Source organism: Pseudomonas sp. R3-18-08 (genome assembly GCF_003852065.1).
Classification (GTDB): domain Bacteria; phylum Pseudomonadota; class Gammaproteobacteria; order Pseudomonadales; family Pseudomonadaceae; genus Aquipseudomonas.
In genome coordinates, this window is the sequence record NZ_CP027729.1 from 2900886 (window position 1) to 2920172 (window position 19287).

12 protein-coding genes and 2 pseudogenes are annotated in these 19287 nt (G+C 60.7%); 11 read left to right on the top strand and 3 right to left on the bottom strand.

Annotated features, from left to right (window positions below; all coding sequences use genetic code 11):
* Positions 1-383 precede the first annotated feature (383 nt).
* Positions 384-722 (top strand): annotated as a pseudogene (locus tag C4J92_RS27490) (ATP-binding protein); the annotation flags it as partial.
* 164 nt (positions 723-886) lie between these two features.
* Here C4J92_RS27490 and C4J92_RS13235 read toward each other — a convergent pair.
* On the bottom strand, positions 887-1801 hold the full coding sequence (locus C4J92_RS13235; RefSeq protein WP_124367023.1) for a LysR family transcriptional regulator: 915 nt from the start codon (positions 1799-1801) through the stop codon (positions 887-889).
* Positions 1802-2070: 269 nt separating this feature from the next.
* Here C4J92_RS13235 and C4J92_RS13240 point away from each other — a divergent pair, with 269 nt between their 5' ends.
* From C4J92_RS13240 to pgm, 4 genes are all read left to right on the top strand, one after another.
* Positions 2071-3093 (top strand): zinc-dependent alcohol dehydrogenase family protein, encoded by a 1023-nt coding sequence (locus C4J92_RS13240; protein WP_124362828.1) that lies wholly within the window; start codon positions 2071-2073, stop codon positions 3091-3093.
* A 702-nt stretch (positions 3094-3795) separates the two neighbouring features.
* Positions 3796-5214, top strand: coding sequence for a hypothetical protein (locus C4J92_RS13245; protein ID WP_124404157.1), 1419 nt, complete (start codon positions 3796-3798; stop codon positions 5212-5214).
* Between the two features lie 36 nt (positions 5215-5250).
* Positions 5251-6654, top strand: coding sequence for a PLP-dependent aminotransferase family protein (locus tag C4J92_RS13250; RefSeq protein WP_124404158.1), 1404 nt, complete (start codon positions 5251-5253; stop codon positions 6652-6654).
* A gap of 108 nt (positions 6655-6762) precedes the next feature.
* Positions 6763-8406, top strand: coding sequence for a phosphoglucomutase (alpha-D-glucose-1,6-bisphosphate-dependent) (gene pgm / locus C4J92_RS13255; protein WP_124404159.1), 1644 nt, complete (start codon positions 6763-6765; stop codon positions 8404-8406).
* A gap of 125 nt (positions 8407-8531) precedes the next feature.
* Here pgm and C4J92_RS13260 read toward each other — a convergent pair.
* A pseudogene (locus C4J92_RS13260) lies at positions 8532-9226 on the bottom strand (pirin family protein).
* A 217-nt stretch (positions 9227-9443) separates the two neighbouring features.
* Here C4J92_RS13260 and C4J92_RS13265 point away from each other — a divergent pair.
* On the top strand, positions 9444-11891 hold the full coding sequence (locus C4J92_RS13265; protein WP_124404160.1) for a UvrD-helicase domain-containing protein: 2448 nt from the start codon (positions 9444-9446) through the stop codon (positions 11889-11891).
* Positions 11892-11999: 108 nt separating this feature from the next.
* On the opposite strand, the gene C4J92_RS13270 is transcribed toward C4J92_RS13265, so the two are convergent.
* Positions 12000-12272, bottom strand: coding sequence for a DUF1652 domain-containing protein (locus C4J92_RS13270; protein ID WP_124367027.1), 273 nt, complete (start codon positions 12270-12272; stop codon positions 12000-12002).
* A 577-nt stretch (positions 12273-12849) separates the two neighbouring features.
* Between C4J92_RS13270 and C4J92_RS13275 the strand changes: the two genes are divergently transcribed.
* From C4J92_RS13275 to C4J92_RS13295, 5 genes are all read left to right on the top strand, one after another.
* Positions 12850-14283 (top strand): serralysin family metalloprotease, encoded by a 1434-nt coding sequence (locus C4J92_RS13275; protein ID WP_124404161.1) that lies wholly within the window; start codon positions 12850-12852, stop codon positions 14281-14283.
* Positions 14284-14330: 47 nt separating this feature from the next.
* Positions 14331-14687, top strand: a complete 357-nt coding sequence (locus C4J92_RS13280; protein ID WP_124367029.1) for a protease inhibitor Inh/omp19 family protein — start codon at positions 14331-14333, stop codon at positions 14685-14687.
* 104 nt (positions 14688-14791) lie between these two features.
* Positions 14792-16534, top strand: a complete 1743-nt coding sequence (locus C4J92_RS13285) for a type I secretion system permease/ATPase (protein WP_124404162.1) — start codon at positions 14792-14794, stop codon at positions 16532-16534.
* 91 nt (positions 16535-16625) lie between these two features.
* On the top strand, positions 16626-17918 hold the full coding sequence (locus C4J92_RS13290) for an HlyD family type I secretion periplasmic adaptor subunit (RefSeq protein ID WP_124404163.1): 1293 nt from the start codon (positions 16626-16628) through the stop codon (positions 17916-17918).
* Between the two features lie 2 nt (positions 17919-17920).
* Positions 17921-19261: a TolC family outer membrane protein gene (locus tag C4J92_RS13295; protein ID WP_124404164.1), complete on the top strand. Its 1341-nt coding sequence runs from the start codon at positions 17921-17923 to the stop codon at positions 19259-19261.
* Positions 19262-19287 lie beyond the last annotated feature (26 nt).

Consider the following 19287-nt stretch of genomic DNA (forward strand, 5'->3'; position numbering starts at 1 on the left):
TGCGCGCATCCAAAGTCCATGGCCTGGGCAAGGTCGCTCAACTGATGAACGAACACGTCAACGACCTGAGCGATTTTCTTACCCAGGACCCCAAAGGCAAGATGCTGCCCGACTACCTGCTCAAGCTGGCGCAGGTGGTGACGGCAGAGCAACAAGGCATTGTCGAAGAGCTCGGGCAACTCACCAAGGGTATTGACCACATCAAAACCATTGTCGCTGCCCAGCAGTCCTATGCCGTTGCTGTCAGTGTCGTGGAGACAGTGTCGGTCACCGCGTTAATCGATGATGCCTTGCGCATGAGTGCCGGCTCGCTGGAGCGCCAGGGGGTGACGGTGGTCAAGGAAATTGCCGATGTGCCTCTGCTCGCGCTGGACCGTCACCGTGTGCTGCTGATTCTGGTGAACCTGATCAGCAATGCCAAGCACGCGTTGGAAGGCGTGGCCGATCGCAGCCCATGCGTCACGCTCGATGCCGCCCTCGTTGACTCATCAGGGCTGCGTATTTCGGTGACCGACAACGGCAGCGGGATTACGCCAGAGCACCTGGCGCGGATCTTTTCGCATGGCTTCACCACACGCAAAGAGGGTCACGGCTTCGGCCTGCACAGCTGTGCACTGGCCGCGCAGGAAATGGGTGGCCGCTTGACTGTACACAGCGACGGCGCCGGACAAGGCGCCACGTTTACCCTGGATATCCCCCTTGATGCTTCGCTGAGTCAGTGATGAACAGCGGGAAGATGGATTACGCGCTGTGCCAGCCTGCCCAGAGAAGGAAAATCTTGCCCCCATGGGCTCTGGAGTCCAGTGGAACTGGAAGGACGTGACTGAATTAAATTTCGCCGGAACCTTATGTTAATAAAGGCTTTTTGGACTTTAGTGGAATTCCATTACAGGCTATCGGGATCGCCAAAAAACATCTGAATCCGCGACCGCAACCACCGCTCCCCCGGATCATTATCCTGCGACCCACGCCACGCCATGTGCAGCTCAAACGAACGCACCGGCAGCGGCGGGTCTTCGGCTCGCAAACCGCCCGCTGAGGTCAGCGCCTCTGCCGCGTAATCCGGTACGGTGGCGAGGATATCGGTGCCCGCCAATAACGTGCCCAGCCCATTGAACTGGGGCACGGCCAGCACGACGTGGCGTTTGCGATCGAGCTTTTCCAGCTCTTCGTCGATGAACCCGCTCAGGTCACCGGCAAACGAGACCAAGGCATGCGGGCGGGCGCAGAAGTCGTCCAGGCTCAGTGGGCCGGGTACGCTGTCGGCGCGCAGCAGTTTCGGCAGGCTGCGGCGCAAGACCTTGCGCTTGGCGTTGGCCGGCAGGTCGGCGGTGTAGCTGACGCCGATGGAGATTTCGCCGGAGGCCAGCAAGCCGGGCATCAGGATGTAGTTGACGCGACGCACCACCAGCACGATGCCGGGGGCTTCGGCGCGCAGGCGTTTGAGCAATTGCGGCAGCAGGGCGAATTCCACGTCATCGGACAGGCCGATACGAAACACCGCGGTGCTGGTGGCTGGATCGAATTCGGCGGCGCGGCTGACAGCGGTGGAAATCGAGTCCAAGGCCGGGGAGAGCAGGGCGAAGATTTCCACGGCGCGGGCCGTTGGCTCCATGCTGCGCCCGGTGCGTACGAACAGCGGGTCGTCAAACAGCCCGCGCAGGCGTGACAAGGCCGCGCTGATGGCCGGCTGGCCGAGAAACAGTTTCTCGGCGGCGCGGGTCACGCTGCGCTCGTGCATCAAGGTTTCGAATACGATCAAGAGGTTAAGGTCGACACGACGCAGGTCGTTACGGTTCATCTTGTGTCCTGGAAGAGTCAGCGAACTTGACGAGAGCGGCCATATCCAGAACCTCCAAGGTTCCGTTCAGAAGCATGACCGGCATGAATCTTACGGGGAAAGGCTGGTACTCTGCACAAGATAATTGAGTTTTCCTACGATAGCTGAGGTCTATGCCTCACATGCGGAATCAATGACAGACATGTCGACTATTAATGGCGACCGGTGGTCTTACCGGGAAAGCCCAGATAGAGTTCATGGCATTAGAGGTTACTTTGACGAGGTTTGCGATGTCCCGCACGATTCGTTTTCACAAGTTTGGTCCGGCCGAGGTGCTCAAATGCGAAGAGCATGCAACCGCGCAGCCCGCACCGGGCGAAGTGCAGGTGCGTGTCGACGCGATTGGTATCAGCTGGTACGACGTTCTGTGGCGCCAGAACCTGGCGTCGTCCCACGCACGCCTGCCGTCTGGCCTTGGCCATGAAATGGCCGGCGTGGTTGTCGCCCTGGGCGACGGCGTGGATGACTTGGCGGTGGGCGATAAGGTCGCCAGTTTTCCTGCCGAAAGTCCTAACGATTACCCGGTGTATGGCGAGCAGATCGTCCTGCCCCGTTCGGCCCTGACCCGTTACCCGGATGTCTTGAGCCCCATTGAAGCGAGCGTGCACTACACGCCGCTGCTGATTGCCTACTTTGCCTACATGGACCTGGCGCGGGTCAAGCCTGGGCAATTTGCCTTGGTGACCGATGCCAGCCACTGCGCCGGGCCTTCGTTCGTGCAGTTGGGCAAAGCCTTGGGGGTACGGGTGATTGCCGCGACCAAAGACAGCGCGGAGCGTGAATACCTGCTGTCGTTGGGGGCGGAAAAGGTCATCGTCACCGAAGAGCAGGACCTGCTCATGCAAATCAACAAAATCACGGGTGACCGTGGCGTCGATGTGGTGTTCGACGGCCTGGGCGGGCCGCAGATGTCGCTGCTCGGTGATGTGCTGGCGCCGCGTGGCAGCCTGGTGTTGTATGGCCTGCAAGGCGGTAACCAGACTCCTTTTCCGGCCTGCGCCGCGTTCCAGAAGAATATTCAGTTTTTCGTGCATTGCATCGGCAACTTCACCGGCAAGCCGGAGTTGGGCATCATTCAGGACCAGGTTGCGTTGCAGCGCGCCTTGCGGGATATCAACCAACTGACTGCCGACCGGGTACTGGTGCCGTTGAAAACCACGGTGTTTCCGTTCAGTCAATTCGTCGAAGCCCACCGCTATATGGACGAATGCCCGTGCCGCGAACGAGTTGCGTTGCAGGTTGAAGCTGTTTGAGCTGTAGGAGTATTCGCAAATGAATACTCCAGCGTCTGCGCGGATGCAGCAGATGCGCCATTTGTCAGGGCTTAACCCACGATCGGGTTGAGCCACTCCGAGGGCGTTGCGCCCTGCAAACAATACCTTTGGCCCTTATGCCGCCCTGAAATCCAGCGCGGCGCTGTTGTGTGGGCGTCACTGAAGTTCGCGCCGCCGATCATCTGAACTGCTTTCCTGCGCGGTTCTGTATCTATTAATCATTAGTTGAGTGCCGATAATTGCGGCTTAACCATCATCTCAAGGATTGAGCAATGATCAGCTGCCCGACATTACTGTCTTGCATCAGCAAACTAACGAGGCGTTACCTTGCGCGTCGAAAAAAACGTTCGAAACATCCCTTCTTCTTGCAAGAAGCCAGATTAAGTGGGTGATTTATTATTGTCGGAGGTTTCGCTAATTAATTAGTTAACGCGCTGTAGGATAGTGTCGGAACATTCCTAGGAGCTGCCACTTGAGCACACGCGACTGCGGGTTAGCGCGTCTGTCTGTGGGATGGGTTGCCCGCGACTCAGGTGTCCGCTCCGGTAATTTTGTTGCAGGCTGCTAATGTTTAATCATTCTTATGCCCTGCCGCGCAAGACCGACCTACAGATGTAATGGGTCAGGCAACGACGTCGCAGAGTTGCTTGAAACTGATATTTCAACTCAGGTAGTAGAACAATGAGCGCAATTCACGAACAAGCCATGAACTATGTTTATCAGCAAGTTCTGCAACGTTTGATGGGGCACTTCACGCGCGCCGAACGGACTGCACTTCAATTGTTGATCCAGCGAATCGTGGTGGCGGCAGGCGGCATGGAACATGTGGGTAACTATAAAGTATTGATCGCCCACGGCGGCGGCGAAGTCAGCAGTTATACGTTGGCGCTGCTGCGCGCGGCGCAGTTGAGCATCGCCGGCCGTACGCCCAAGACCTTTCACCTGCGCGTGGCGACGCTGCGGCATGCAGGGATGACCCAGGCCACACTGGGCAGGCTGAATGAGGGCTACAGCGCGCTGTTTTTTCACGATGACCCGCGGGTGGAGGTGCTGATGGTGGAAAATCAGGAGGTGCAGCCTTTCAATCATCAGCGGCCCGCTTCCAGCGCCGGCCGTGAGGTCAACCAACGCGACCGGCTGATGATCGGGCACCTGACGTCCGGGGATGTGCGTGCCACGCTGTGCACTGACACTTACCTGGCCCTGGGGGATTTCTACCAGCGTGTGAGCACGTGGAACGGCGGCGTGCATGCGCTGGTCAGCGGCGACTCTGCGCGCAAGCAAAGCCAATACCTGGCCTGGCTGAAGCGTTCGGCCCTGGCTGCGGGTGTCGCTGTCCCGCCGCGCCGGCCCGCGTCGCTCAACATTCTGTTTGCGCGCATGGAAGAGTGGAGTACCGGTTGCTACCGTGACCTCTACGGCGAGCAATACGTGGAGGCCCAGAGCCCGGGGCGTGGCGGGCACCGCCATGTGGCTTATATCGGGGTTGCCGACCTGCTCGACGAGGTGGACGTTGCCTCGTCATCGCTGCTCACCGAGTTCCTGGCCCACAAACCGGACCCGTTCGACTTTCACTTCAGTCATCCTGACTATCCCAACCCGTTGCTCATGGCGCATCTGCATGGATTGCAGGCCCAATGCCTGCGTGAGCTGTCCTACGGCGAAGGCGTCGAGGCTTTTGTGCGGCAGGCGAGGGACGCGATGAGCCGTCGACACATTCCAGACACCTTGATCGACGCATTGGGCGGCCACGATGGGCGCATATTGTCGACGACCTATGCCCAGGAATTCTTCGGCCTGGACGAGGGCCAGTTGACTTGCCTGTTGTTCTCGCCCTTCATCCATCATGGCGAGCGCCTTGAGGGTTACCTGCGCCAATGCCACCCCGGCATGCTGGTGGGGCTTCCCGAGTTGCACAAGGCGCTGCAGGGCAAGCCCGCCGCAGAGATGCTGCAGCAGTGGCTGATTGATACCAGCGGCCTGCCATTGCCTCTGTTACAAAACCTGTACCGCAAGCGTCCTCAGCAGGCGGGTCGTGGTACCCAGGCGCGCAAACGGCGTGGGGCGCAGGCGCAGATTGCGCAAGTGTCGGGGCGTTAGCCGCGTGCCTGTGCGTGCGAACCCGGGCGGGCGCTCATGAAACTGCGCGGGGAGCGGCAAGCGGATTTTGCCTACCAGGCGGTGTATCGCTACATGATCAACCTGATCAACGAAGTCAGCCTGGAAAAACCGGTAAAGCTGCCGTCCCTGCGGCAGTTGTCGACCCGCTTGAAGGTGTCGATCTCGACGATCCAGTACGCCTACTCGATATTGGAAAAGGAAGGGCGGATCTACTCGGTGGCCAAGTCCGGCTACTTTGCCTGGCCGGTGGCCGCCAACGCGCCAGTGGCCACGAGTGGGGACTTGCTTGAGCGCCTTTACGCGGCAGCGCGGCGGCCTGGCATGGTGGTACTCAGTGGCGACGAACCGGCGCTGCTGGGCTCACTCGATGGTGCGTTGCTTTCACTGGAGCGCCAACTGATCCGCCGCTATCCGCACCACCTGCAAACCCACTCGCAACCCTCCGGCGTCTGGGAGCTGCGCGCGGCGCTGGCGGCACGTTATACCTCATCGCCCACGCGCTGCTGGCAGGCGGATGAGGTGTATATCGGCGCCGACGTGCGTGGCGTCCTGGAGATCCTGATTGACGCCCTGGGCCTCAAAGGCAGCGTGGTGGTGGCCGAATCACCCTGCGATTACCTGGTCTTGCGCCTGTTGCAGGGGGCCGGCGTGCGGGTAATCGAATTGCCCTGGCTCGCCGACGGCCGCTTCGATCTGAGCACCTTTGAACACCTGCTCAGCCACGAGCCGGTGCACCTGGTGGTACTGTCATCGGCAGTGAGCATGCCGTCGGGCAGCGTGTTGTCGGTTCAGGAGCGCATGCAGGTGGCGCAGTTGCTGGACCGATTCGGCTGCTGGCTGCTGGAGAATGACACCTTTGGCGAACTGAGCTTCGCACCGTCCTCCGTGCTCCTGCGGCACCTGGTCGACCCTGAACGGCTGATAGTGTTCTCCTCGTTCGAGAAGATCCTTGGCCCGGAAGCACCGTTTGGTTTTGTACTGTCGCGCCAGCTGAGCCGCGAGCTGCAGCGTCAGTTTTTATTGCGTGCATTCCGCTTGTCGTCGATTCGTCAGCGCGCCATTGCCCGCTTGTACGAAAGCGGGCGGTTTGACCAGCATGTGCAGACGTTACGCCAGCGCCTGCGTGAGCAGGCACAGGCCATGAGCCTGCGCCTGGATGCACGTCTGGAGGGCCGGGTGAGCTATCGGATGCCCGGCGCCGGCGCGAGTTTCTGGTTGCAGTCGACGGCGGCAGTGGACATGCGCCATGTGTTCCAGCGCATGGTTACGCAGCAGGTGGTGATCGCTCCCGGTGAGCTGTTCAGCCTCAGCGGTTTGCATCACCAGCATATGCGCCTGGGGCACGCGTTCAGCGGGCATCCGAACCTGGACATCGCCTTGGACGCATTGGCCGAGGCACTGCAGCAGGCGCAGATTTGACGCGTATGAAATTTCTGTATTAGTTGTTGGATCGATACCGTCGCGCCGTAGTCCAAGTCACCGTAAACTGTCATTTTTCCGAATCCTTATTTTTCTCGAGGTTTATGCATGACTATCAGTCCTTTTGCGGGCAAGCCGGCGCCAGCCCAGTTGCTGGTGGACATCCCGCGACTGGTCACGGCCTATTACACCGGCCAGCCTGATGCAGCGATCTCCACCCAGCGCGTGGCCTTTGGTACCTCCGGGCACCGTGGCAGCTCGTTCGAGCTGAGCTTCAACGAATGGCATGTGCTCGCGATCAGCCAGGCCATCTGCCTGTACCGCCAGGCCCAGGGCATCGACGGCCCGTTGTTTGTCGGCCTGGACACCCACGCGCTGTCGACGCCGGCCGGCGCCAGCGCGCTGGAAGTGCTCGCCGCCAATGGCGTGCACGTTATGCTCGCCGAGGGCGACGAATACACACCCACGCCGGCAATTTCCCACGCGATCATCTGCTACAACCGTGGCCGCACCAGCGGGCTGGCGGACGGTATCGTCATCACGCCGTCCCACAACCCGCCGCAAAGTGGCGGCTACAAGTACAACCCGCCTAACGGTGGCCCGGCCGACACCCACGTCACCAAGTGGATCGAAGCCAAGGCCAACGAGCTGCTGGCCAACAAGCTCGCCGGGGTCAAGCGCATCACCCACGCCCAGGCGCTGAAGGCCGATACCACGCACCGGCATGATTACCTCAACAGCTACGTGGCCGACCTGATCAATGTGATCGACATGGACGCCATCCGCAGCGCCGGCCTGCGCCTGGGCGTCGACCCGCTGGGCGGAGCAGGGGTGCGCTACTGGTCGGCGATTGCCGAGCACTACCGGCTGAACCTGGACGTGGTCAACGCCGAAGTCGACGCTACCTTCCGCTTCATGAGCGTCGACTGGGACGGCCAGATCCGCATGGACCCGTCTTCCAGCTACGCCATGCAAGGCCTGATTGGCCTCAAGGAGCGCTTCGATGTGGCGTTTGCCTGCGACCCGGACCACGACCGTCACGGTATCGTGACCCCGTCCGGCGGGCTGTTGGCGCCGAATAACTACCTGGCGGTGTCCATCGATTATCTGTTCCAGAACCGTCCCGACTGGCGCGCCGATGCGGCGGTGGGCAAAACCGTGGTCAGCAGTGGCCTGATCGATCGCGTCGCCGCGCGCATCGGTCGGCGTTTGTACGAAGTGCCGGTGGGCTTCAAATGGTTTGCTGACGGTTTGTTTGATGGTTCGCTGGGGTTTGGTGGCGAAGAAAGCGCCGGGGCTTCGTTCCTGCGCAAAGACGGTACGGTCTGGAGCACCGACAAGGACGGCCTGATCCCGGCTTTGCTTGCGGCCGAAATTACCTCGCGCAAAGGCCAGGACCCGAGTCAGATCTATCGCGGCCTGACCGACGCCCTCGGCGAACCCTTTGCCATCCGCGTCGATGCCAAAGCCACGCCAGCGCAAAAAGCCCTGCTGGGCAAACTGTCGCCGGAGCAGGTGACGTCCACGCAATTGGCCGGTGAAAGCATCCAGCAGATCCTCAGCCAAGCGCCGGGTAACAACCAGGCGATCGGCGGCTTGAAAGTGATGACCGAAAACGGCTGGTTCGCCGCCCGTCCATCGGGCACCGAGGACATCTACAAGATCTATGCCGAGAGCTTTATCGGCGAAGATCACCTCAAGCAGCTGGTGGAAGAGGCTCAGGTACTGGTAGATGGAGCGATCTCCCAGTAATCACGCAACACCCATGTGGGAGGGGGGCTTGCCCCCGATAGCGATGTGTCAGTCGATATATTCGATGCTGATCCATCGCCATCGGGAGCAAGCCCCCTCCCACATTAGGCCAACATGGCTTGAGGTCAGGCTAAGTCGACCAACACAATCTCGCTGTCTTCAATCGCCGTCACCCGCAGCACCTGCTCATCCGCAACCGCCACCCCGTCTCGAGCCTGCGCACGCAAGCCGTTGACTTCAATCGTCCCCGTTGCCGGCACCAGGTACGCCCGGCGGCCGCTGTCCAGCCGATACTCGGCACTTTCCCCAGCCTTCAGATTGGCCGCCACCAGGCGTGCATCGGCACGAATGCGCAGGCTTTGCGTGTCTCCGGCCTTGCCGCTGGCCAGAGTCACGAAGCCTTCGCGCGCACCCTGTGGAAACGGCCTGGCACCCCAGGAGGGCGGCAAGCCGGCCTCATTCGGGATGATCCAGATCTGGAAGATCTTGGTCGGCGTGGCTTCCAGGTTGTATTCGCTGTGAGCGATCCCGGTGCCAGCGCTCATCACCTGTACGTCGCCAGCCTCGGTACGGCCCTTGTTGCCCAGGTTGTCGGCATGACTGATCGCGCCTTCTCGCACGTAGGTGATGATTTCCATGTCACGGTGCGCGTGCTGCGGGAAGCCGCTGCCCGGCGCAATGATGTCGTCGTTCCACACCCGCAGGTTGCCCCAGTGCATACGCTCGGGTCATGGTATTCGGCAAATGAAAAGTGATGATGGGCGTCGAGCCAGCCATGGTGGGCGCCGCCCAGGGTGTTGAAGGGTCGAAGTTCAAGCATGATCGTCTCCTGTGGATAGCCCTATGGTCCATCAGTGCATGATCGATAAAAAGCGTAAAAAATGCCTGATTCCTATCTGTTTATTTGATGCTTATTTCAGGTATCAACTTTCACTTCATCGCCTAACCGCATGAGATCAAAGCATTTGGCTGGAACTGAGCGGCAATTCCGGCGACCATGGCGCACTGTAAAAACCTAGCTCATCGCAGGAGTCCGCGTGCCGCACCCACAGCCTGATCTGCCCCCTGAACTGCGCCCCCTGGCTGAAATGCCGCTACTGAAACGGCTTGCCGCGCGCCTGTTCGGCCATGGCCTCACGCGTTTGCGCGCTCAGCACCGGTTTTCGTGGTTGCATGGCCAGGCCGACGGTTTTCGCAGCGGGCATGAAGCCGGGGTGGAATATGGTTACCGCGAGGGCAAGGCGGACGGGTTGGAGGAGGGCCGGCAAGTCCTGCTGATCCGCGATTTCCGGTCGGATGAACCCCGTGCGCCAGGCATCGATGACAGCCTGTTCGACGACTGGCGATTGCCGCTCACGGCTGACATAAAAAAGCGCATCAAGGCCGACGTTGCACGTTTGCTGCCGGCGCACGCCCAACCCAGTGCGGCGCAGTGGAAGATGATCTTCAGCGACACGCCGTCCACTTCGGTGATTGCCGGTGCCGGCGCGGGTAAGTCGACCTCTCTGGTGCTGCGCATCCTGCTGCTCACCCATTACCTGGGCTTCGAGCTGAGTTCGATGACCGTGGTGACGTTTACTCGCGAATCGCGCAAAGACTTCATCCAAAAGCTCATGCACATTCTCAGCTTATGGGGCCAGCCCCTTGACCATAAAGAGGCCCAGGCGGTGGTGCGCACCTTTCACTCACGCATCCTGCCGATGGTGCGCAGCCTGCCGGGCTTTGAGCGACTGCAAGTCTTCGAGAACCTCAGTGCCGGGTTCGAGGATGCCGACAGCAACCCATTCGACCTGCGCATCAACGACGCCCAGCGCCAGCAGATGAACGCGTGTTACCACCGCTTGCACGGCCGCCATGCGCGTTTTCGCGAGTTGATCGCACCGCTGGCACGCCATGGGCTGCAGCTCAAGGAACTGGAACGTGATCATCCCGATGTGCAGAAGCGCGTGGCGGTCACGGAATTGGCGGCCAAGCGTGATGAAGAGCTCTGTGATGTCATCGAGGACCTGTGGTTTCGTGCTGGCGCCTGGCCCATCAAGGGCATCGAACCGAGCCGGCAGACGTTCGAGATCAATGGCGCGCAATTTCATTGCCATGGCTATATCCCTGAACTGGACGCCTGGGTAGTGCTGGGCTTCGATTCGCGGGAAAACCCCCAGATCAGCCGGCCGAATGCCAAGCTGTCCGTGCGCGCAGAGTGGGCGGTAAAGCGCACGCTGTTTCAAGCTTTCTGTCGTAAGCCATTGATATGGATAGAAAGCTATGAATCTTCAAAGCGATTGTTAAGTTGCCTGGCGGGCGATGCCACGGCCGGGCCCGGGTTTGATTACAAGGTCAAGGGCGAGCTTGCCTCGGCGCCGCTCCTCGACAGCTTCGTCATGGCCGCCGGCTTTATCGAGAACCTCGGGTTGGATGTGCCCACCGCCGTGGGCCGGATGAGCTTCGCCAAAGACGATCCGGACCGCTTGTTCTTCGAGGCCCTGGGTATTTTCTGGAAAGCCCTGGAAGACCACTTGCTTGAGCAATCGCCGCCGATCATGACCTATAACCGCATGTTTTCGTTGTTTGGCGAAAACACCCCCGAGAACCTCAAGCTGCTCAGCGACGCGCTGCTGCGGCCGATGTCGCACCTGATGATCGACGAATTCCAGGATGTGTCGCCGCAGATCGTCTCGTGGATCCGCGCCAGCCTGCGTGAAATCCGCAGCCGTGGCCCGGCCATGCACGTTGGTCGCGGGGCGCAGCGTTCATCGTTGCTGTGCGTGGGGGATGACTGGCAGTCCATCTATGGCTGGCGCGGTAGCTCGCCCAAGTACTTCATGGAATTCAACAAGGAGTTCACCTCGCCGAGCACCACCCGCGTCATGCTGAGTGAGAATTACCGCAGCCACCAACACATCATCGACGCTGCCGAGCACATCGTGCGCAGTGCCCCGGCCATTCCCGGCAAGAAGGCGAAGGCCGCTGGCGAGCCCAGGCCCTTGGTGCCCGTGGTGGTGCTGGAGCGCGACGACGCGGCGTTGGCCCGGCAGTTGATCGAGCACTATCAGCGCGGCGATACAGTATTAATGCTGTATCGAAAAAGCAGCGATAAGCTGTTGATAAAAGAGCATATTCAGGCGGTAGTTAATCTGGATTCGAGTTTGCCACCGCAGGCGCGCAGGCTGAAACAGCTGACCTACCACAGCGCCAAGGGCCTGCAGGCGGATGCGGTGTTTCTACTCGGGGATTGCCAACACCTGACCAGCTCGCCTTACAAGAACCAGGTCTACCGCATGGCGGGCCTGGGCAGGGACGGCGACAGCGAGGCGTACGACAACGCTCAAAAAGACGAAGTGCTGCGCCTGGCCTATGTCGGCATCACTCGCGCGGTCAGCCACTGTTATTGGTATGTGGAAAAGCCCGAAGGCCAGGCGGTGAATGTGCCAAAGGCGTCGGAGCGGGTGGACGGCAAGAAAGTGTTTTTCGACGATCAGCGCGGTTAATGTGGGAGGGGGCTTGCCCCCGATTGCAGTGTGCCATTCGATCTTTCAGTGGCTGACCCAACGCTATCGGGAGCAAGCCCCCTCCCACAGTTGGATCTCGGCAATTGATCAGGCACGCAGCGACAACGGCGGCACAAAACACTCCAGCTCAGCTTCCACCGCCTCGATGATGCGCTCCACATCGGCGGCGTTCATCACCGTAGCGCAGGGAATGCCGGCGATCGCGATCAGCGTCTCGCCGCTGGCCCGGTCGAACAGGCGGGCAACCATGCTGCCGGGGGCGTCCATGCTCCCTTCGAAGCCCATCGGATGAAAATGCCAGCGCATCAGCTGACAGGCGTTGGGGAATGTCACTTTGTTCATGTTGCCTACCTTGTTCATTGAGCGCTTCCTTTAGCTCGCGGCAGGGGCCAGGACCTTCAATAGCCATGGCGTCGAACACCCAAAATAGCATTCGTTCGCAAGCACGGCGCGACTTTTTCAGGCCCGTTCGGCGGTTCTTTGAACGGACATTGACCTGGATCATGTCCCAAACCCAGGGTGTCCAGGTCATGCCCCGATGAGTGGATAAACGCCGAGCGTATGTCCCGGTAAAAGGCGACAGCGGAGTCTATTACTTACAAGTAGTGGCTCTTTAATGCCGCTAATGACACCGTGACAATATATTGGATCCATTAAATACGGCGCCCAACTAGAGTGGCTTATGGGTATTTAATATTTAAATATCACTGTGGGCTATTTGGTCGTTGAAATACAACCGTCCCCAACAAACGCGGCGCGCGACTTCTCCAAGTTGCCTGCGGGTCAGCTTTTCGCTGCTGAAATATGTGTAGACGAAAGATTTCAAATTGTGTCAGTTTTCTTACGCCTTCAAAAGAGGTGAGTGATAGGACTATCCTCGCCCGCGAGGTTCCTATCGAACAAAGACTGATGCACTTGCAAACAAGGAAGTACGTTTATGTCAAAAGTAAAAGACAAGGCTATAGTATCTGCCGCGCAAGCCAGCACTGCTTACTCGCAAATCGATAGCTTCAGCCATTTGTATGACCGTGGCGGCAACCTGACGGTCAATGGCAAACCGTCCTACAGCGTAGACCAGGCAGCGACCCAGCTGCTGCGGGATGGCGCCGCGTACCGGGACTTTGATGGCAACGGCAAGATCGATCTGACCTACACCTTCCTCACCTCGGCTTCCTCGAGCACCATGAACAAACATGGCATCTCGGGCTTCAGCCAATTCAACGCCCAGCAGAAAGCACAGGCCGCACTGGCCATGCAATCCTGGTCGGATGTTGCCAACGTGACCTTTACCGAAAAGGCTTCCGGCGGTGACGCACACATGACCTTCGGCAACTACAGCGGCGGCCAGGATGGCGCGGCGGCTTTCGCCTACCTGCCCGGCACCGGTGCAGGCTACGACGGCACCTCGTGGTACCTGACCAACAACAGCTACACGCCGAACAAGACCCCGGACCTGAACAACTATGGCCGGCAGACCCTGACCCACGAAATCGGCCACACCCTGGGCCTGGCTCACCCTGGCGACTACAACGCCGGGAATGGCAACCCGACCTATAACGACGCGACCTATGGACAGGACACGCGTGGCTATAGCGTCATGAGTTACTGGAGCGAGAGCAACACCAACCAGAACTTCAGCAAAGGCGGAGTGGAGGCTTACGCTTCCGGTCCGCTGATCGACGATATCGCCGCGATCCAGAAGCTCTACGGTGCCAACCTCAACACCCGCGCCGGTGACACCACTTACGGTTTCAACTCCAACACCGGGCGTGATTTCCTCAGCGCCACGTCCAATGCCGACAAGCTGGTGTTCTCGGTATGGGACGGTGGTGGCAATGACACCCTGGACTTCTCAGGCTTCACGCAAAACCAGAAGATCAACCTCAATGCCACCTCATTCTCCGATGTCGGCGGCCTGGTGGGCAACGTTTCCATCGCCAAGGGCGTGACAGTCGAGAACGCCTTCGGTGGCGCGGGCAACGACCTGATCATTGGTAACCAGACCGCCAACCTCATCAAGGGCGGGGCCGGCAACGACCTCATCTACGGTGGCGGCGGTGCGGACCAACTGTGGGGCGGCGCCGGCAGCGACACCTTTGTGTTCGGTGCCGTGTCCGATTCCAAGCCAGGAGCGGCGGACAAGATCTTTGACTTCACCTCAGGTTCCGACAAGATTGACCTGTCCGGTATCACCAAGGGCGCGGGCGTGAGCTTCGTCAACGCGTTTACCGGGCATGCCGGCGACGCGGTGCTGTCCTACGCATCAGGTACTAACCTGGGTACGTTGGCCGTTGACTTCTCCGGGCACGGCGTGGCGGATTTCCTCGTCACCACCGTTGGCCAGGCAGCTGCCAGCGACATCGTGGCGTGATGTAAAGCGCGGCGCTCCGGCGCCGCGTTCCAGGATGGAGCCAGGCAATGCAGCGTTTTTCCAAAGGGGTCACCCTATTGATCGTGTCGGCAGGAGCCCATGCAATGGCGAGCAGTCTTGTTTTACCCACTACCGCACAATTGGCGGGGCATTGGCAGTTGCACCAGGATGACCAGGTGTGTGCGCTGGACCTGCTCGAACAGCCCAACAGCCTGGGGGGCGATGTGGCGTGTGTCGCACAATGGCTGGGCGATAAACCGCTGACGTGGTCGCCGACGCCGGACGGCATCTGGCTGATGAATGCCGAAGGCAGTGGCATTACGCACTTGAATCGCCAGAAGGAGGGCGAATATCAGGCCCGCACTAAATCTGGAGCCGTCGTGGTGCTGCAACGTACACCTTAGTTTCAGGTTATAAGCTTATAACTTCATTTGTTAGTTGGCCGCCCGCTATTCAGGGGGTAGGGCAACTAGTGCGCGTACTTTGGGTTCATGGAAGATAAGAAGATATGGCCAAGCCCCATACCGTTGCACCCTTGTTCAAGGCGCTGGGTGAATACAAGAGCATCTTGATCAGCGTTGGCTGTTTTACCGCGCTGATTAACCTGTTGATGCTGGTGCCATCGATTTACATGCTGCAAGTGTACGACCGCGTGCTGTCCTCCCAGAATGAAACCACCCTGGTGATGTTGACGTTGATGGTCGTGGGGTTCTTTGCGTTTATAGGCCTGCTGGAAGTTATCCGCAGTTTTATCGTGATCCGCATCGGCGCCCAGTTGGAGCGGCGGTTCAACTTGCGCGTGTACAAAGCCGCATTCGAACGCAACCTGCAACGCGGCCAGGGACACGCCGGGCAGTCCTTGGGCGACTTGACCCATATTCGCCAGTTCATCACCGGGCCCGCGTTATTCGCATTTTTCGATGCGCCGTGGTTTCCCATCTACCTGTTCGTGATTTTCCTCTTCAACCTGTGGCTCGGCGTGTTGGCCACGGCCGGCGCGGTGCTGTTGATTGCACTGGCCTGCCTCAACGAATACCTGACCAAAAAGCCCCTGGGCGAAGCCAGCGGTTATTCCCAACAGTCGACTCAGTTGGCCACCAGCCATTTGCACAATGCCGAAACCATCCAGGCCATGGGCATGCTCGGCGCGCTGCGCCAGCGCTGGTTCGCGGTGCATTCGCAGTTCCTCGGCTTGCAGAACAAGGCCAGCGACACCGGCTCGGTGATCACCTCACTGAGCAAATCCCTGCGCCTTTGCCTGCAATCCTTGGTGTTGGGCCTCGGTGCGCTGCTGGTGATCAAGGGCGATATGACCGCCGGGATGATGATCGCCGGTTCCATCCTGATGGGCCGGGTACTCAGCCCCATCGACCAGTTGATCGCGGTGTGGAAGCAGTGGAGCTCGGCCAAGCTCGCCTACCAGCGCCTCGACGAGCTGCTGCGCGAGTTCCCGCCGCAGGCCGAGCAGATGGCCTTGCCGGCGCCAAAGGGCCAGGTGAGCTTCGAGCAGGTCAGCGCGGGCCCACCGGGTCGGCGCCTGGCGACCCTGCACCACGTCAACTTCAACCTCGGCGCCGGTGAAGTGCTGGGCGTACTCGGCGCCTCGGGTTCCGGTAAATCCACCCTGGCCCGCGTGCTGGTAGGCGTGTGGCCGACGCTGGCCGGCACCGTGCGCCTGGACGGCGCGGATATTCACCGCTGGGACCGCGACGACCTCGGCCCGCATATCGGCTACTTGCCCCAGGACATCGAACTATTCAGCGGCAGCATCGCCGACAACATCGCGCGCTTTCGCCAGGCCGACCCGCAGCTTGTGGTGAAGGCGGCGCAACAGGCCGGGGTGCACGAGTTGATCCTGCGCCTGCCCCAGGGCTACGACACTCTGCTGGGCGACAACGGCGGCGGCCTGTCCGGCGGGCAGAAGCAGCGCGTGGCTCTGGCCCGCGCGCTGTATGGCGGCCCGCGGCTGATCGTGCTGGATGAGCCCAACTCCAATCTCGACACCGTCGGCGAAGCCGCGCTGGCCAGCGCCATCGTGCAGATGAAGGCTCAGGGCAGCAGCGTGGTGCTGGTGACGCACCGTTCCTCCGCGTTGGCCCAGGCCGACAAGTTGCTGATCCTCAACGAAGGTCAATTGCAGGCCTTCGGACCCAGCCAGGAAGTGCTACGCGCGTTGTCCGGGCAGCAAGAGGCACCGAAGGAAAAATCCGGCGGTAGGAGCGAGCTTGCTCGCGAAAGTCGTCAACGATGACGCGCTCCGATTGGATACACACGGTGCCTGTGGGTTTTTCGCGAGCAAGCTCGCTCCTACATGTTTTGCGTCAAGCAGTAAGGATACTTGCATGATTTACGAACAACACGACGCACGTTTCTTCGTCCGCATGGGCTGGCTGCTGACCGTGGTCGGCGCCGGTGGTTTTTTCCTCTGGGCCAGCCTGGCGCCGCTGGATCAAGGCATCCCGGTGCAGGGCACGGTGGTGGTGTCGGGCAAGCGCAAGGCCGTGCAAACCCTCAGCCCCGGCGTGGTCAGCCGGATTCTGGTGCGCGAAGGCGAGGCCGTGAAGCAAGGCCAGCCGCTGTTTCGCCTCGACCAGACCCAGCACCAGGCCGACGTGCAATCGCTGCAAGCCCAATACCGCATGGCCTGGGCCAGCGCCGCGCGCTGGCAGAGCGAACGTGACAACCTGCCAGGCGTGCGCTTTCCGGCCGAACTGAGCGCCAACCCCGACCCGGCCCTGGCGCTGGTGCTCGAAGGCCAACGCCAACTGTTCAGCAGTCGGCGCGAAGCCTTTGCCCGTGAGCAGGCCGGTATCCGTGCAAGCATCGACGGCGCCACCTCGCAGTTGGGCGGCATGCGCCGCGCCCGCAGTGACCTGAGCGCCCAGGCGCAATCCCTGCGTGAGCAGCTGAGCAACCTGCAACCCCTGGCCGACAACGGCTACATCCCGCGCAACCGCCTGATGGACTACCAGCGCCAGTTGTCCCAGGTGCAGCAGGACCTGGCGCAAAACGCCGGCGAGACCGGCCGCGTCGAGCAGGGCATTGTCGAGTCGCGCCTCAAGTTGCAGCAGCACAGCGAGGAATATCAAAAGGAAGTGCGCAGCCAACTGGCCGATGCGCAACTGCGCAGCCTGACCCTGGAGCAGCAACTGACTTCCGCCGGGTTCGACCTGCAGCACAGCGAAATCAACGCGCCGGCCGATGGCATCGCGGTCAACCTCGGCGTGCACACCGAAGGCGCCGTGGTGCGGGCCGGGGAAACCCTGTTGGAGATAGTGCCCCAGGACACGCGCCTGGAAGTGGAAGGGCACTTGCCGGTGCACCTGGTGGACAAGGTCGGCACGCACCTGCCGGTGGACATCCTCTTCACCGCCTTCAACCAGAGCCGCACCCCGCGCGTGCCGGGGGAGGTGAGCCTGATTTCCGCCGACCAGATGCTCGATGAAAAGACCGGCGCCCCCTATTACGTGCTGCGCACCACGGTCAGCGAGGCAGCGCTGGAAAAACTCCACGGCCTGGTGATCAAGCCGGGCATGCCCGCCGAGATGTTCGTGCGCACCGGCGAGCGCTCGTTGCTCAATTACCTGTTCAAGCCGCTGCTCGACCGCGCCGGCTCCGCGTTGACCGAGGAATGAGCATGAAACCTGTGTTCATCGCCTTGCTGTTCAGCTGCGCCAGCGCGCACGCCGCCATGGGCCCGTTCGATGTGTACGAGCAAGCCCTGCGCAATGACCCGGTGTTCCTCGGCGCGATCAAGGAGCGCGACGCCGGCCTGGAAAACCGCACCATCGGCCGCGCCGGCTTGTTGCCCAGGCTGTCGTACAACTACAACAAGGGCCGCAACAACTCCGAGGCGCACTTGCCCGATGGGCGCGGTGGCAGCTATCGCGACGACCGCAACTACAATAGCTACGGTTCCACCTTCAGCCTGCAACAGCCGCTGTTCGACTACGAAGCCTATGCCAACTACCGCAAGGGCGTGGCCCAGGCGCTGTTTGCCGATGAAAGCTTCCGCGACAAGAGCCAGGCGCTGCTGGTGCGGGTGTTGAGCTACTACACCCAGGCGCTGTTCGCCCAGGACCAGATCGACATCGCCCGTGCCAAGAAAAAAGCCTTCGAGCAACAGTTTCAGCAGAACCAGCACCTGTTCCAGCAAGGCGAGGGCACCCGCACCGATATTCTCGAAGCGGAATCGCGTTATGAGCTGGCCGCCGCCGAAGAGATCCAGGCCCTGGATGAGCAGGATGCGTCCCTGCGCGAGTTGGGCGCGTTGATTGGCGTGCAAAGCGTCAACATCAACGACCTGGCACCGCTGAACCAGGGCTTTGCCGCGTTCACCCTGACCCCGGCCAACTATGACACCTGGCATGAACTGGCAATCAGCAACAACCCGACACTCGCCTCCCAGCGCCAGGCCCTGGAAGTGGCGCGCTATGAAGTCGAGCGCAACCGCGCCGGGCATTTGCCCAAGGTCACTGCGTACGCCAGTTCGCGCAAGCAGGAGTCCGACAGCGGCAACACTTACAACCAGCGCTACGACACCAACACCATCGGCGTCGAAGTCAGCGTGCCGCTGTATGCCGGTGGCGGCATCTCGGCGTCCACGCGCCAGGCCAGCCGCGCCATGGAACAGGCCGAGTACGAACTGGAAGGCAAGACCCGCGAAACCCTGATCGAACTGCGTCGCCAGTTCAGCGCGTGCCTGTCGGGGGTGAGCAAGCTGCGCGCCTATCAAAAAGCCCTGACCTCCGCCGAGGCACTGGTGGTGTCGACCAAGCACAGCATCCTCGGCGGCGAGCGGGTCAACCTCGACGCATTGAATGCCGAGCAGCAGCTCTACAGCACCCGCCGCGACCTCGCCCAGGCGCGGTACGACTACCTGATGGCCTGGACCAAATTGCACTACTACGCGGGCAACTTGCGTGACACCGACCTGGCCAAGGTGGATGAAGCCTTCGGCCCGGAGAGAAAACTGTAGGCGTGTGAATAACAATAAACAGGAGT

What these genes read in the sequence shown, in the direction of transcription:
- C4J92_RS13240 (WP_124362828.1), top strand. Translation starts at nt 2,071, where the DNA reads ATGTCCCGCACGATTCGTTTTCACAAGTTTGGTCCGGCCGAGGTGCTC.
- C4J92_RS13245 (WP_124404157.1), top strand. Translation starts at nt 3,796, where the DNA reads ATGAGCGCAATTCACGAACAAGCCATGAACTATGTTTATCAGCAAGTT.
- C4J92_RS13280 (WP_124367029.1), top strand. Translation starts at nt 14,331, where the DNA reads ATGCAGCGTTTTTCCAAAGGGGTCACCCTATTGATCGTGTCGGCAGGA.
- C4J92_RS13275 (WP_124404161.1), top strand. Translation starts at nt 12,850, where the DNA reads ATGTCAAAAGTAAAAGACAAGGCTATAGTATCTGCCGCGCAAGCCAGC.
- C4J92_RS13295 (WP_124404164.1), top strand. Translation starts at nt 17,921, where the DNA reads ATGAAACCTGTGTTCATCGCCTTGCTGTTCAGCTGCGCCAGCGCGCAC.
- C4J92_RS13290 (WP_124404163.1), top strand. Translation starts at nt 16,626, where the DNA reads ATGATTTACGAACAACACGACGCACGTTTCTTCGTCCGCATGGGCTGG.
- C4J92_RS13235 (WP_124367023.1), bottom strand. Translation starts at nt 1,801, where the DNA reads ATGAACCGTAACGACCTGCGTCGTGTCGACCTTAACCTCTTGATCGTA.
- C4J92_RS13250 (WP_124404158.1), top strand. Translation starts at nt 5,251, where the DNA reads ATGAAACTGCGCGGGGAGCGGCAAGCGGATTTTGCCTACCAGGCGGTG.
- C4J92_RS13285 (WP_124404162.1), top strand. Translation starts at nt 14,792, where the DNA reads ATGGCCAAGCCCCATACCGTTGCACCCTTGTTCAAGGCGCTGGGTGAA.
- C4J92_RS13270 (WP_124367027.1), bottom strand. Translation starts at nt 12,272, where the DNA reads ATGAACAAGGTAGGCAACATGAACAAAGTGACATTCCCCAACGCCTGT.
- pgm (WP_124404159.1), top strand. Translation starts at nt 6,763, where the DNA reads ATGACTATCAGTCCTTTTGCGGGCAAGCCGGCGCCAGCCCAGTTGCTG.